Source organism: Wolbachia endosymbiont (group A) of Longitarsus flavicornis (assembly GCF_963931955.1).
Taxonomy (GTDB): Bacteria; Pseudomonadota; Alphaproteobacteria; order Rickettsiales; family Anaplasmataceae; genus Wolbachia.
In genome coordinates this window covers 655,803-669,976 of the sequence record NZ_OZ008337.1, presented here as the reverse complement: position 1 = coordinate 669,976, position 14,174 = coordinate 655,803, and the positions used below count along the sequence as shown (strand labels likewise).

General features: G+C 37.2%; 14 protein-coding genes. 6 read left to right on the top strand and 8 right to left on the bottom strand.

Annotated elements, in window-relative coordinates; all coding sequences use genetic code 11:
* Nucleotides 1-232: 232 nt before the first annotated feature.
* Nucleotides 233-1,258 carry an extracellular solute-binding protein gene (locus tag AABM58_RS03310; protein WP_338406337.1) on the top strand — a complete coding sequence of 342 codons (1,026 nt, stop codon included), beginning with the start codon at nucleotides 233-235 and terminating at the stop codon, nucleotides 1,256-1,258.
* A 222-nt stretch (nucleotides 1,259-1,480) separates the two neighbouring features.
* Nucleotides 1,481-2,377 (top strand): aspartate carbamoyltransferase catalytic subunit, encoded by an 897-nt coding sequence (locus AABM58_RS03305; protein ID WP_338406336.1) that lies wholly within the window; start codon nucleotides 1,481-1,483, stop codon nucleotides 2,375-2,377.
* A 310-nt stretch (nucleotides 2,378-2,687) separates the two neighbouring features.
* On the opposite strand, the gene recJ is transcribed toward AABM58_RS03305, so the two are convergent.
* From recJ to AABM58_RS03290, 3 genes are all read right to left on the bottom strand, one after another.
* Nucleotides 2,688-4,427 (bottom strand): single-stranded-DNA-specific exonuclease RecJ, encoded by a 1,740-nt coding sequence (recJ, locus tag AABM58_RS03300; protein ID WP_338406888.1) that lies wholly within the window; start codon nucleotides 4,425-4,427, stop codon nucleotides 2,688-2,690.
* A 431-nt stretch (nucleotides 4,428-4,858) separates the two neighbouring features.
* Complete coding sequence (gene tsaD / locus AABM58_RS03295; protein WP_338406335.1) at nucleotides 4,859-5,866, bottom strand: tRNA (adenosine(37)-N6)-threonylcarbamoyltransferase complex transferase subunit TsaD; 1,008 nt, start codon at nucleotides 5,864-5,866, stop codon at nucleotides 4,859-4,861.
* A gap of 106 nt (nucleotides 5,867-5,972) precedes the next feature.
* Entirely contained in the window at nucleotides 5,973-6,104 is a 132-nt protein-coding gene (locus tag AABM58_RS03290; protein WP_338406334.1) for a hypothetical protein, read from the bottom strand.
* A gap of 38 nt (nucleotides 6,105-6,142) precedes the next feature.
* On the opposite strand from AABM58_RS03290, the gene AABM58_RS03285 reads away from it, so the two are divergent.
* A complete protein-coding gene (locus AABM58_RS03285; RefSeq protein ID WP_338406333.1) occupies nucleotides 6,143-6,295 on the top strand; it encodes a hypothetical protein in 153 nt (50 codons plus the stop codon).
* 18 nt (nucleotides 6,296-6,313) lie between these two features.
* Here the strand turns inward: AABM58_RS03285 and AABM58_RS03280 are convergent, their stop codons facing one another.
* The gene (locus AABM58_RS03280; protein WP_338406332.1) at nucleotides 6,314-7,051 is read right to left on the bottom strand and encodes a WD_0702 family putative metalloprotease; all 738 of its coding nucleotides are present in this window, start codon (nucleotides 7,049-7,051) and stop codon (nucleotides 6,314-6,316) included.
* 374 nt (nucleotides 7,052-7,425) lie between these two features.
* Here AABM58_RS03280 and AABM58_RS03275 point away from each other — a divergent pair, with 374 nt between their 5' ends.
* Genes AABM58_RS03275 through AABM58_RS03265 form a run of 3 tightly spaced genes read left to right on the top strand, consistent with a single transcriptional unit; the run spans nucleotide 7,426 to nucleotide 10,842 of the window.
* Nucleotides 7,426-8,535 (top strand): outer membrane protein assembly factor BamB family protein, encoded by a 1,110-nt coding sequence (locus AABM58_RS03275; RefSeq protein WP_265034458.1) that lies wholly within the window; start codon nucleotides 7,426-7,428, stop codon nucleotides 8,533-8,535.
* Entirely contained in the window at nucleotides 8,528-9,907 is a 1,380-nt protein-coding gene (gene lpdA, locus AABM58_RS03270) for a dihydrolipoyl dehydrogenase (RefSeq protein ID WP_265034459.1), read from the top strand. Before AABM58_RS03275 ends, lpdA begins: the two co-directional genes overlap by 8 nt.
* Before the next feature lie 2 nt (nucleotides 9,908-9,909).
* Entirely contained in the window at nucleotides 9,910-10,842 is a 933-nt protein-coding gene (locus AABM58_RS03265; protein WP_338406331.1) for a tyrosine recombinase XerC, read from the top strand.
* On the opposite strand, the gene AABM58_RS03260 is transcribed toward AABM58_RS03265, so the two are convergent.
* The 4 genes from AABM58_RS03260 to AABM58_RS03245 all read right to left on the bottom strand — a co-directional run bounded on the left by AABM58_RS03260 (nucleotide 10,787) and on the right by AABM58_RS03245 (nucleotide 14,085).
* A complete protein-coding gene (locus AABM58_RS03260) occupies nucleotides 10,787-12,019 on the bottom strand; it encodes a TomO hydrophobic C-terminal domain-containing protein (protein WP_338406330.1) in 1,233 nt (410 codons plus the stop codon). The genes AABM58_RS03265 and AABM58_RS03260 overlap by 56 nt on opposite strands.
* Nucleotides 12,020-12,238: 219 nt before the next feature.
* Nucleotides 12,239-12,622, bottom strand: coding sequence for a hypothetical protein (locus AABM58_RS03255; protein ID WP_338406329.1), 384 nt, complete (start codon nucleotides 12,620-12,622; stop codon nucleotides 12,239-12,241).
* A 49-nt stretch (nucleotides 12,623-12,671) separates the two neighbouring features.
* Entirely contained in the window at nucleotides 12,672-13,919 is a 1,248-nt protein-coding gene (gene ltrA, locus AABM58_RS03250; protein ID WP_338405985.1) for a group II intron reverse transcriptase/maturase, read from the bottom strand.
* A 43-nt stretch (nucleotides 13,920-13,962) separates the two neighbouring features.
* Nucleotides 13,963-14,085 carry a hypothetical protein gene (locus tag AABM58_RS03245; RefSeq protein WP_338405986.1) on the bottom strand — a complete coding sequence of 41 codons (123 nt, stop codon included), beginning with the start codon at nucleotides 14,083-14,085 and terminating at the stop codon, nucleotides 13,963-13,965.
* Between the last annotated feature and the right edge of the window lie 89 nt (nucleotides 14,086-14,174).

The window sequence follows — 14,174 nt, the reverse complement described above, 5'->3', positions numbered from 1 at the left end:
ATTGCCTCTGTCGTTCTGGCGCACCCGTGTAACCATAATTCCTCCTTTGATGGTAACTTCTCATATATCATACCATCACACTCTGGGACTGTACATAAAAAATCAGTCTCATGATAAGGGGGCTGGCGGAGTTTGTCAAGGAAGTTTTTATGACTTATCTAACGAATTTTATACTTGCTAAGATTGCGCTATTTGAGTACCTTTAACTGAAAGAAGTTATTTTTTATCCAATATGAAAAAAGCCTTTATATTCACGTCCTTAATAGCAATTATATTGATAGTTATTACTTATTTATACAGAAACGACGGAACTAATGACTCACAAGTGGTAAATGTTTATTCATCGCGTAAAGAGGAATTAGTACGTACTTTGTTTGATGAATTCACGAAAAATACAGGCATTAAAGTACGTTACATCATTGATGATTATTCTCAGCTACTTTCACGAATAGAAAACGGTGGTGAAGCTGACTTATTTTTAACTGCAGACGCAGTGAACCTAATTTTAGCAAAAAAAAGGGGGCTTCTGTCTCAAGTGGATTCAGAGGCTTTGAAAAGTGCTGTACCTGCAAAATTTAGAGACAGTGAAGATTATTGGTTTGGCCTTACAAAAAGAACTAGGATATTGGTTTATAATAAAGAATCAGTAGACTCTAAAGACTTAAGTACTTATGAAGACCTGGCAAATGAAAAATGGAAAGGAAAAATATTAGTGCGTTCTTCCACAAGTCCATACAATCGATCGTTAATTGCTTTTATGATTGCAAATAATGGTTTTGAAAAGACGAAAGAATGGGTAAGCGGAATTGTGAGCAATATGGCAAGAAAACCAAGTGGTGGTGACACAGACCAAATTTACGCCGTAGCAGCTGGTGAGGGAGATGTTGCAATAGTAAACAGCTACTACTTTGCGAGAATTCTTTCATCAGAAAATAAAAAGAATGTTGCAGACAAGCTAGGGGCTTTTTTTCCTAATCACAATGATTACGGCGTAATGGTAAATGTTAGTGGTGCAGCAGTAACAAAAAACGCAAAAAATAGGGAAAATGCTATAGCCTTATTGGAATTTTTAGTAAGCAAGCAGGCTCAGGAGTTATATGCTAAGAAAAACCAAGAATATCCTATTATTGAAGGCGTTGAAACTTCTGATATACTAAAATCTTGGGGGAATTATTCACAAAGTGATTTGCCTCTAAGTGAACTTGAAAAACACCTCCTTGAGGCTGTTATGATAGCGGACGAGTGTAAGTGGAAGTAATTCCCAGTGCCACCAAACACTGGGATGAAAGATTTATGCTAACCTTTTGCAGTGCTTTGCTCTTGACTCGCTGAACTTTTCTTCAACTCAACTTTGACTTTACTATCTTTTCCCGTTCTTTCACCAAAACAATTGTTGCACAAGAGATCTATTGAAAAACGATAATAAGAAAGTAGAATTGGTTCAAGTAGTTGGACAACAATTGCATGTTAAAAGGAAATTATGAATAACAGAAGGAATTTGTTAAACATCTCAGACCTCACAGTCGATGACGTTGAAAATATAACTAAGTTGGCTAGCCAGTACCTTAAAAAAGAAGTTGCAAATGGTCATATCTTGGAAAATAAGACAGTAATAAATTTATTCTTTGAAAATTCAACGCGTACACTTGCGTCTTTTGAAATAGCAGCAAAAAGCCTTGGAGCAAATGTTGTAACTTTGCCAATAAGATCTTCTTCTATTAACAAGGGAGAAGATCTAAAAGACATGATCAAAACATTAAATGCAATGAATCCTGACTATATAATAATCAGGCAAAAAAATAGCGGTATTGCTAATATCCTGGCTAAGAATGTTAGCTGCTCGCTAATCAACGCAGGCGATGGAAGCAGTGAACATCCAACTCAAGCTCTTGCAGACTATCTTGTAATCAGCAGTCATAAAAAGCAAATAAAGGATCTCAAAGTTGTGATATGTGGAGATATTCTGCACAGCAGAGTTGCAAGGTCAAATATAAGGTTGCTAAAAATGTTTGGAGCAGAGATAAGCTTGGTCGCACCACCAACTTTAATTTGTAAGCATTTTCCTGAAGTAGATTCAGTCCATTATTCATTAATTGAAGGTATAAAAGATGCTGATGTAATTATGCTTTTAAGGCTGCAGAGAGAGCGCATGAATAATAGTTGTTTTGTTCCTTCAGAGAAAGAATATTTTCATTTGTATGGACTTGATTCACAAAAGCTATCATACGCAAAACCAGATGCGATTGTTATGCACCCAGGGCCAATAAACAGAGGGATTGAGATTAGCAGTGATGTAGCAGATTGTGTTATTTTACAGCAAGTAGAATTCGGATTGGCAATACGTAAGGCAGTGCTGCACTATTATAGGGCTTGTTAATACTCAAAAATGCTACACAACAGTAAACCTATTGGTATAATGCCTATGTGACGCATATTTTTCCTCCAATTGCACGTTTCAATATATCAGAGCACTGGTTGGTCCAAACTCCTATACGAGGTCATCACATTTTGTGAGCCACACCGGTGGCAGAATCTGGGCAACGAGGTCTTCTTCCTATACTCCATAATAAGAACAGAAAGTGCCTCAGAAAAAGTGTCAACCTGCCACCTATCCACTCTGAGAAGTGATTATCTTCTCTTGCTTCCAACCAAGCAATATCTAATTCATACCATCTGGCTAAGGTCACTCAACTGATGGTTAATACATCTTCTATCAAAAATTGTACAAATTCATTGCCATTCCAGTAATTCATAGAGATTTTACCCAAAATGGCTTTAACATTACCCTGCATGATAGCAGAGCCAAGGTGAGTATTTGCAGAGCGAAATGCAATAGCTCTTACCATAACATTATCATCAGCAATAAAACATTTTATATGGTCAACTCCTATAACTTCAGGCTTTCTTATCTTTGCTCCTTGGATAATAAACCTTGGTTCAGGATTCCCAACTCCAAATGGTCCCAAGCGTTGCAATTGATTCCATAAAGACAAATTTATTGCTTTAGCAGTTACTATACTATCAGCTTTTAAAGTTTTCTCATTTATAGAATTTGAAAATCTTTCAGTAAAAAAATCATGCAAATCATTTATTTTGTCTTCTTTAATTGAAAATCCTGCCGCCATATTATGGCCACCACCTTCAATAATCAAATTTATAAACTTTGCGGAAAGGACTGCAGCACCAATATCAACTCTCAAAATTGACCTGCAGCTTGCCTTTCCTATTCCATTATTTAAAGATATCACTATTGCTGGTAAGTGAAACTGTTCCTTTAGCCTTGATGCAATTATACCAATTATTCCCTGGTGCCAATTGCCGCTTATCATTATAAAATTCGCACCTGATTGGGCAGACTTTTCCGCCTGTGTTGTAGCTTTCGAGAGAGCCTCATTTTCTAACACTTTCCTTGCATTATTTAAATCTATTAATTTTAGCGCGATTGAATGTGCCTCTTCTTCATCATCGGTGGAAAGCAACCTTGCACCAAGCGACGCTTCTCCAATTCTTCCTCCAGCATTTATGCACGGTCCAATGCTAAACCCCAACCGCGAAACACTTGGTTTTTCAAGGATTCCCAAAGCATCAAATAAAACACGCAAGCCAACGTTTTTTCTTGCTGACATCACTTTTAATCCTTGTGAGACAAGTGCTCTGTTGAGGCCTGTAATCTGCATAACATCACAGACAGTTCCCAGGGCAACCAAATCCAGCAGATCAAATAAATCTGGCTCTTTTTTGCTGGTAAAAAATCCTTGCTCACGTAAGTTTTTATTAAGAGCAATAATCAGCAGAAACGACACTCCAACTGCCGCAAGATTGTTATAAGTGGAGTTCTCATCAAGGCGATTTGGGTTAACAACTGCTACAGCGCTTGGTAATTTTTCTGTACCAAGGTGATGATCGACAACTATAATATCAAGTCCAAAGACCTTTGCATCTTCTATCGGTTGATATGCAAGCGTACCACAATCAACAGAAATACATAAATCAATTCCATTCTTTTTAAGTTGTAATAAGGCATCTGCGTTTAATCCATAGCCCTCATCAACACGATCTGGAATGTAGATTATAGAGTGTATACCGATTGCTCTTAGGTACCTGTTAATCAATGCTGACGATGTTGCACCATCAACATCATAGTCACCAAATATTGCAATATTTTCGTTATTGTTTATTGCTTTTATTATGCGAGAAACAGCTTTATCCATGTCAAGAAGATGAAAGGGATCTGGTAATAATGATCTGATTAGTGGATATAAGAAGTCGCTTGCATTTTCTATGTTAACACCACGAGTAACTAATATTCTTGCTAATATTTCTGGTAACTCAAATCTCTGGGTAAGAGTTAAGATCTCCCTTTGATCTGCTTCTTGCAACTTCCACAATGCATTTGTTATGCTGCGCTTTTCAATATCAAGTAGCATATTCTTTGTAAATAACACTACTTTACCAGAATTTTTAGGCTTGTTCTATAATTGTATTAGACTTCTGCATAACCTAAGCTAAGCAAAAAAAAGATACAAGATGATGTCATGAAAGTAGCTGACACTGGTTTCCATCCAAGAGGGCAGTGCTTGACGCTGGGATCCAGCATTTCCATAATCATCAAAACGTTGTATTTTAGCATAAAACGGCTACTTTTATGCTTACCAACTTAATAAAATTCCTGGATCCCAGTGTCAGCTACTCGGATGACAAAAAAAGGAGCACTGGAATGACATCACAGGGGCACTGGGATGACACCTTGACGATTTGAAGAACCGTCATCCCGCTACGTGTTAGCGGCTAAGAGATACCGTGACGGTATGACGTCGTGAAACCTTATCTTCATTACCTAATTCAGAATTGAGAGCTTTTAATAACTTTCCAATTCCCACTTTGGTCTTGGTGCAAAATTAAGTGGATCTATATAATTCTTCTTTAACCTTTCAATTCCTGCCCATCCAACCATTACTGCATTGTCTGTACATAGGTTATTAGGGGGAAAAAATATATTTAAATTTGTGTGTTTTTTCAATTTTTCTCTCAAGAAATTATTTGCTGCAACTCCGCCGGTAATCACAAAGTCATTGATTTTGATATTTAAAGATTCGGCCATAATAATCGCATTACTAACCCTGTCCAGCAGTATGTCACTAATACACTCTTGAAACGAAGCACATACATCACACACATCTTGCTCGCTCATTTTCAGTTCTTGCACTAAATTTTTTACTGCTGTTTTAATTCCAGAAAATGAAAAATTACATCCAGAACGTTTTATCATTGCCCTTGGCAGTTTAAATCTTGCACCATTGCCTTTTTTAGCTAACTTTTCAATTAATGGCCCTCCGGGATAGCTTAAACCCAGCATCTTAGCAACTTTATCAAATGCTTCTCCTAGTGAATCATCAAGCGTTTCTCCAAGTTTAATGTATTTACCTACATCCTGTGCAATTAAAAATTGACAGTGACCACCTGATATTAATAGGACTAAAAATGGAAATTTTACCTCATGCAGTAACCTAATAACCAATGCATGCGCTTCTAAGTGATTCACTGCAATGAATGGTTTTTGTGCCACATGTGCAATTGCTTTAGCCATCATTGTACCAACTATTAATCCACCTATGAGTCCTGGTCCTGATGTTGCTGCAATTGCATTGAGGTCACAAAAGTTAAGGTTAGATTTTTTTACAGCGCTTTTTATCAGGCCACTTAAATGTTCCATATGAGCACGTGAAGCTATCTCAGGAATCACCCCACCACGTTTTTTGTGTTCTGCTTGGGAGAGAATTTCGTGAGCAAGGACTTGCTTGTCACTATTTACAATCGCTACTGCAGTTTCATCGCAGCTTGTTTCAACAGCTAAAATGGTTTTCATGTATATTCGAGCACTTTATTATCAAAACTATATCTTGAAACGCTATAGAAGTTAACTGCAAAGTTAACTTCTATAGCTAAAAGATTTACCGATAACCGTCATTCCGCTACGTGTTAGCTGATGAGATACCGCGAATGAATCCACAACTGTACGAACATTCATTCTTGAAGGTAAACTGCACAGCAAATGGTGTCATGCAAGTAGCTGACACTGGAATCCAGTCTTGCCGTAATCTCATCAAGAACGTTGTGTTTTAACATAAGATCAGCCACTTTTATGCTTACCAACTTAGTGCCCAATCAAAATTCCTGGATTCCAGTGTCAAGCACTGGAATGACACCATCTACTACTCAAATTACCTGCAAATTGCAATGTTCGTACACCAAAAGAATGAAGCGCGGTATGATGGTTCGCGGCGGCATGACGTAGGAAAACCTGCACTATAAGCTAATCATCATCTCCAAATATAGAGCTAATTTTTTTGCCCCCAGGAGAAAATTTATTAGTCCAACTGCTTTGCACTTTGGTTACGTCTTTAGTGGCAGTTTTATTGCTGTATTCCTTGATTTCCTTATCTATTCTCTCCATTATTTGTGAATCCAGGTAGCTCTTTTTCCATTGGTTAGTAGCAAGGAACACTTTGTTTAAGTCTTGAGTGCGGATCAAGTATTCTTTGTCTTTAGGGTAAACCTCCTGCGCCCAAGCAAATAGCTCAAAATAGCGTGCAAATAATTCAGATGCACGTGATTTTGCAGTTTGATAAGCCTGTATCTCCTTAAATATGACTTGGCCGATAATTTTCTGTACAAGAATATTTGACTGCTTTAAGTTCTGCTCAATATCTTGATAAACTTTATGGAGAAATTCCTGTTCTAAACTTAAGTTCAGTTCATTTTCAACCATATGTGAAAGTTCATGCACTATAATGTATGGGTTTGACCTTCTTAGCACAATAACATATCTATTTACACCAGAAGACCTGATTGTCTTACACACTCCCTCTTCCATATCCACTAATCCCTCTTGGTATATTTCAAATGAGAGCCTGTTTTGCTTTATTAGTGATAAAGTGAGGTTTAATGTGTTCCTGAACTTCTCAAATTGATAGAGATATTCGACATACCGTATTGCATTTTCACTGCTTCCTACTCCCGTTGCTTGTTTTATTAAATTCCTGATTAGCATGCCTTATTATTAAAGGAATTTTTTTTATACTCAAGAATTGATAGGCTACAAAGTGTTTTTAGAAAGCCTGATTGCAGATATAACTAATGAAGATCACATAACTGCATGAACATTTGTTTTTAACGAAACGAATGTTGTCATTCCAGTGTCAGCTACTTGCATGATAACATTTGCTGTACAGTTTACCTTCAAAAATGAATGTTCGTACAGCTATGCAAGTTGCCGCATAGTGGATGAGCTCTAAGAGTATAGTTTTTTACATAATAATATAATATTTCGTTCATAAATTAACGTTTTTAACATGCAGCAAGAACATTTCCGTTGTAATTAAGGTTCTTAAGATGTATATTAATGAATCTTGTTTTCAATAAATAATGAAAGTAATAATTGTCATGATAATGTTATTGTGTAGCAGTTACACAATGGCAAGCGAGCGAATAATTCTAGTGGATAAAAAACTATCTCAAGGATATGTAGCTCCAGTGCTTACAGAAGATAGCGTTATTTTATCAGACAAGCACGGCGCTTTATATTCCTTTGATATTGATAACTCAAAGGCTATGAATTGGAAATTACACCTCTCACATAGGAAAAAAATTGGTAACATGAGCCTATTGCGTCACGGAGGAAATGTTTTCTTTATAGTGGATAACGTTCTACACACAATAGATGCAAAAACCGGCGAGATTCAGTGGGAAAAAGAATTGAGAGCTCCAGTAAGAGGGAAAGCAGCAGTAATAAATAATAAATTGGTAGTATTGACTATTGATAATTATCTGTACGTGTTTGATATAAAAGATGGCAGCTCCGTTTGGACTTATCAAAACGGTATCAATGAGGTTCGAGGTTGGTATTCCATATCGCCAGCAATTTCTAACGATAAAATAATAGCGCCATTTTCAAATGGTGAGTTAATAGCTTTTAATGAAGACGGTAAAAAATTGTGGAGCCAAAAATTGGCTACAAACCTTTTGGATACACAGCTCACAGATGTAACTACTACACCAAGAGTGCTTGGCGATACTTTAATAGCTACAAATAATTCTTATATTTATAGCATTGACGTGAAATCAGGAAATATTTTATGGTCAAAGTCACTGCAAGTAAAAAGTGTATCAGACATTGAATCATATTACAGTCCTCTCATTCCTGTAAAGAAACAAAAAGAAGGCGGAAGAATTTTTATAGTTACTAAAGACGATAAAATAATTGGCCTGGATATAAAAAATGGAGAAACAGTCTGGGCATCTGATTTAATAGAAAATACGCAACTATTTGCTCCAATTATGCATGCCCATACACTGTGGGTGACAAGCAATAAAGGTTCAATGTTTGCTTTTCCGGGATCTGAAAGTGCAGGAAAGGTAGTCAAAGTACCTGGTAATGTGTTTCACACTCCAGTGTTTACTCGCAATAAGATATATGTAACAACTGAGAAGAATGGTGTTTATTCTTTAGAAAATAGGTTTGTTTTTTATGACTGATTATGATTTAATTGTTATAGGTGGTGGCCCAGGAGGCTATAAGTGCGCTATCGCTGCTGCAAAGCTTGGATTAAAAGTTGCCTGTATAGATAAAAATAGCATTTTTGGTGGCACATGCCTCAGAGTTGGGTGCATACCCTCCAAAGCATTGCTCCATTCTTCCTATCAGTATGCTCACACGAAAAATGATCTGTCAAAGCTTGGCATAAAAATTAAGGATGCAAGTTTCGATTTAAAAGAAATGCTAGGCTATAAGGATGCCAGAGTCCAGGAACTTGGAAAAGGTATAGAATATCTATTTAACCTTCATAAAATCACTAAAATCAATGGACTTGGGAAAATTACTTCTTTTGATCAAGGCAATCTTGAAGTTTCAGTTGAAGGCAAGGCACTGAAAACAAAAAATATAGTAATTGCAACCGGTTCTGACGTTATTTCTCTGCCAGGAATTAATATCGATGAGAAAGACATTATTTCTTCCACCGGTGCACTATCTTTAACTGAAGTACCAAAAGAACTTGTCGTAATCGGAGCCGGGGCAATAGGACTTGAAATGTCTTCTGTATGGAAGAGGCTAGGGTCTGAAGTCACTGTAGTAGAATTTTTTGACAGAATCGCTGCAGCAATGGATGGAGAATTAAGTAAGTCTCTACTTTCTAGTCTACAAAAACAAGGAATAAAATTTTTACTTAGCACTAAAGTTGAGGAGATAAAACAAAGTAGTAACTCTTTGAGTGTGAAAGTTTGCTCTGCTCAAGATAACCAAACAAATACTATAGAAGCAGATAAGGTGCTGGTTGCAGTAGGTCGCAAACCATGCACTGAGGGTCTTGAAAAAATAAAGAAAGATAGTCGTGGTTTCGTTCAAGTTAACAACAGATATGAAACTAACGTGGAAAGAATATTTGCTATTGGTGATGTGATCGGTGGAGCAATGCTTGCTCATAAAGCAGAGGAAGAAGGAGTGGCAGTTGCAGAGATAATCGCTGGGCAAGTACCTCACGTTGATTATGGAATCATACCATCTGTCATTTACACTCACCCTGCGGTTTCTTCGATTGGTAAAACCGAAGAGGAACTCAAAAATGCTGGCCGTGAATACAAAGTGGGTAAGTGTCAATTTGCTGCAAATGGCAGAGCAAAAATCACTGATGATGCTGAAGGATTCGTGAAAGTGCTGACTTGTAGCAGAGCAGATACAATACTAGGTGTGCATATCATAGGAGCATACGCTGATACGCTAATCAACGAAGCAGCGGTTGCAATGGCATATGGCGCAGCAGCAGAGGATATATATAGAATTTGTCACTCTCATCCTGATATAAATGAAGCCTTTCGAGATGCGTGCATCGATGCTTTCTTTAAAAAATAACCGTGGACCTCGGTTCAATCGTTGAAAAATGGTATGAGTGGCTGAGGTGCAACAGATCTTATTCACCAAACACTTTAGAGTCATACATGAGGGACTTGAAGGATCTTCTAAGTTTCCTAAATACTCACATTGGTGGAGAAGTAAATGTTGGTACTCTGAAAAATTTAAGCATACCTGAGTTAAGAAGTTGGCTTACCTCTCGTTACGCAAGAGGTGTAAACGCAAGATCCAACACTCGAGCACTCTCAGTAATCAGAAATTTCTTCAAGTACATAAAAAACAACCACAATATAGACAATGAAGCTGTATTTTCCTTATCAAGGCCAATTCAGAGAAGAACTTTGCCCAAAGCACTTTCAATATCTAATATAAAAACTTTATTGAAAGAAATGAAACTATCCGACCTGGGCGAATCTTGGGTGGTAAAAAGAGAAATTGCGATTATCGTCCTGCTATATGGTACAGGCTTAAGAATCAGTGAAGCGTTGAACCTTAGGGTTAGTGATATTAACAATGAAAGTTTAATAGTAACAGGTAAGGGAGATAAACAAAGGCAGGTATTCATTCTTCCGGTAGTAAAAAAATGTATACAGGAATATGTAAAAACCTGTCCTTATCTTGGCATTAATGATGAAGCACAATATCTTTTTTTAGGAGTAAGAGGAAAAAAATTGGGAAGAACTTATGTGGCTAATCGTTTGCAGAAAATAAGGAGAATATTAAATCTGCCAGAAATCTTATCTCCACATGCATTTCGTCATAGTTTTGCTACTCATTTGCTTCAGGAAGATATTGACATAAGATCAATACAACAACTGCTTGGTCATTCGAGTCTTGAGACCACTCAAGTTTACACTCACCTCAATTATCAAGATGTTTTTAATATGTATAAGAATTTCCAACAAAGTTTGGAGAAGAAGCCAAAACCCTTGTAACTCGAGGATTATCTGTGGCACTACCAGGTCCTATGTCTTTTTCATCTCCTTTGTATAAAAAATATCCTACTAAAAGAAGAACCAGTGCAACTGCTGTAAGACAAGCACCTATTACTGGATAATCGTATAAAACTGCTAAACATGCACCAACAGCAAACGCTCCAGATAATACAAAAGCAGCAGAAGCGTAGTTGCTTTGTTTTTTACCAGGAGAAATTGCTTGCGAGGGTTTTTCGTTTTTATTACTCAGACTTTCAGTACAGAGCCGTCTATTTTCTGATGAAAGCCTATCTCTTTCTTCAGTCAGTCGAGCTACTTGATTAGTAAGAGCGCTAATCCTTGCTTGCTGACTTAATTTCTCTTGCTTTGCACTATCCAGCTCTTGCTCTGTTTCTGCAAGTTGAGCTTTTATTTTTTCAAGCTCAATTACAACTTCTTGAAAAGCTCGCTCAAAACCTGCTGGTATATTATTCGTATTTGCCACAGGTTGTTCCACACTTGCAGGAAATTTTTCATTTAGATAATTTTTAATGGACTCAGTTGGCTCACTAGCATTTCTCAATGCAGCAGTAACAATTGCACGATTTATGAAGCAATTATCCTTTACCAATTCTTTTACATCATCTAGATCTTTTCTATTAATAGTACCGGTTAATCGCTCTTTAATGGCTTGTTCAATTATTTGCTTCACCCATAGATTTTTCTCTATATCTTGTATTGGCTTTATTTGACTAAAATCTAGGTCTTTATGTTTTAAAAGTTTAGTCAATACTTCTTCGTTATCTTGTGTTATTCCTCGTAAACACGATTCAATAATTAAGCTAAGCGGTGTTTCTATTTCTTCATTGTAGGTTCTTTTCCAGCAATTAGGGTTAAGCTCTTGATTTAATAGTCTTTTCGCTTGGTAAATATTTCCGCTAGAAAGAGCATCTAATAATTCTTTTCCTTCCTGTGCTTTTTTAAACTCCAATTTTATTACATCTCCGGAACCTCTTTCAATACAATTTTCAGGGCTTTCATATTTATAATTTCTGACATTAGTGCTTGCATTTGGGTGCGTGAGCAATATTTTTACCATATCTCTAGCTCCAACTTGGCAAGCAATATGTAGGGCTGTATTTTTTTGTATTAAGGGTGTCCTTACCTCCTCCTTTACACCGTCATAGCTTTCTGTCAAAACCTTGAAACCAATATTTTCTTCATGATATCCTACAAAATGATCAGTAGTAAACCATATAGGTTCATTATCATCTTTCGTTACTATTTCATTACTATCAATGTACTTGAATTTACTAGCGTTTATTGATCCCCGTCCATTTCTTAGTGTAAAGCGCTTGGAACCAGAAAAACCATCACGTACTATTTCTTTTCCAAGGTATTGAAAAACTACATGACCTTAGCTGTCTTTCTTTTGCCTTTCCTCATAAACATATTCCCTACTTCGAGCGTTAATATCGATACTGCTATTTTGTATAAGCAATTTAGCCATTTTTTCTAACATGGGTTGTCTACCATAAGTGACATCACAAGCTCTAGCAATAGACATCAAAGGTGTCATGCCCTCCTCATCAAACGCATTAACATTCGCACCCTCTGCCAGAGCTTGTTTAAAAGCTTCTAGGTTTTCATCATCAATAGCCTTAAATAACAGCAATGTAACCATTTCCTTTAGCACAGGTTGCTGCCTATCATAGACACGGGCCCTAGCAATAATCATTAAAGGTGTCATGCCCTTCTCATCACGTGCATAAAGGAGAGTAGACCAGTGGAACTTCCCCACCAGTCTCTCGCAAAACTGTACGTAAACCTCTCGATTTATACAGCTTCCATTATTCAGCCTTTTGGCCTAACCCTAGTGTCCAGTGATAGAAAATATCCGGAGACCTCTTTCTCACCTTTCCTAGAAATTGTCTTGCTAGTCTTCCGTGACTCCTGAGTCTCTTATATTTCCTTTTCACCCACTTTTCTAGATGCCGCTCTATATTCTTTAGAGATTTGTATACTTCAGTTCTGTAAAATTTGCCATAGTACTGATACCAGCCTCTGACTATTGGATTTACTTTTCCTGATATCTCCTCTAATGTTATATGCGTATTTCGTAGCATTTTCCATGACCTTATGGTTGTAGTAATCTTTTTCTTGGCCTTGTTGCTAATTGCTGGAAGAAATGAAACAAAATACTTCCCTATTTTATTTCTTGCTAACCTGGGTCTGAATGTGTAACCCAGAAAATTAAAACTTTGTTTAGGAAATTCACCACTCCTATTGTCATCCTTACAGTACACTATCTGTGTCTTTTCAGGATGCAATTTCAACTTATACTCAGCCAATCTTTCTTCGATCATTACTTTCACAAACTCTGCCTGTTTCTCTGTTCTGCAGTGCACTATCGCATCATCCACATACCTCTCAAATGGTACTGTCGGGTAGTTCTTTTTCATCCATATATCAAACACATGATGCATGAATATATTAGAGATGATTGGGCTAACTGAACCTCCTTGCGGAACTCCTTTATCCCTAACTACCTTACTGCCATCTGCTTGCTGAATGGGGGCTTTCATCCACCTCTCAACATACAGTATGACCCATTTGCAGTCTGTGTGCTTTTTGATAGCTTGCAATGCCAAGCCGTGGTCCAAATTGTCGAAAAATCCAGATATATCAAGATCTATCGTCCAATCGTACCTCCAGCATCTTTTACGAGCTGTATCTACCGCATCCAGTGCAGACTTATTTGGTCTATAACCATATGAATCCTCATGAAATTTTGGTTCTACCAGCGGCTCTAGATACATAGCAGCAGCCGTTTGCCCTATCCTGTCGAATACTGAAGGAACACATAAAATTCTTTGCCCTCCTGTATCTTTTGGTATCGCAACAGCTTTTACCGGCTCTGGAAAATAACTTCCGGATGACATCCTATTCCATAGTTTGTACAGATTATCTTTTAGATTTTCTTCAAACTTTGTTATCGAAACCTCATCCACACCAGCCGCACCTTTATTTTTCGATACTTGTTTATAAGCCCTACAAATAAGTTGCTTTGGTATATCAAAAGACTTTGTTTTATTCATTAACTCCTCCCTTTCGGTTGATACATAATTAAAACTGAATAACTCAGCTCCTTCGCTCCATTTCCATTACAGAAACTTCTTCACTACTACGAGCTGATCCGCCCCTGTTTTTCGCATCGGTACTCTCATCCTTAGAGTTTAGCTCCTTGGATTTCTCCCTTATCATCGAAACGACAGGTTCCCGTAGTTCCACACAATAGCCTGAAATAGATTCATGCCACCTTTATGCCGGACGCCATCTATCCAGTAAACAAG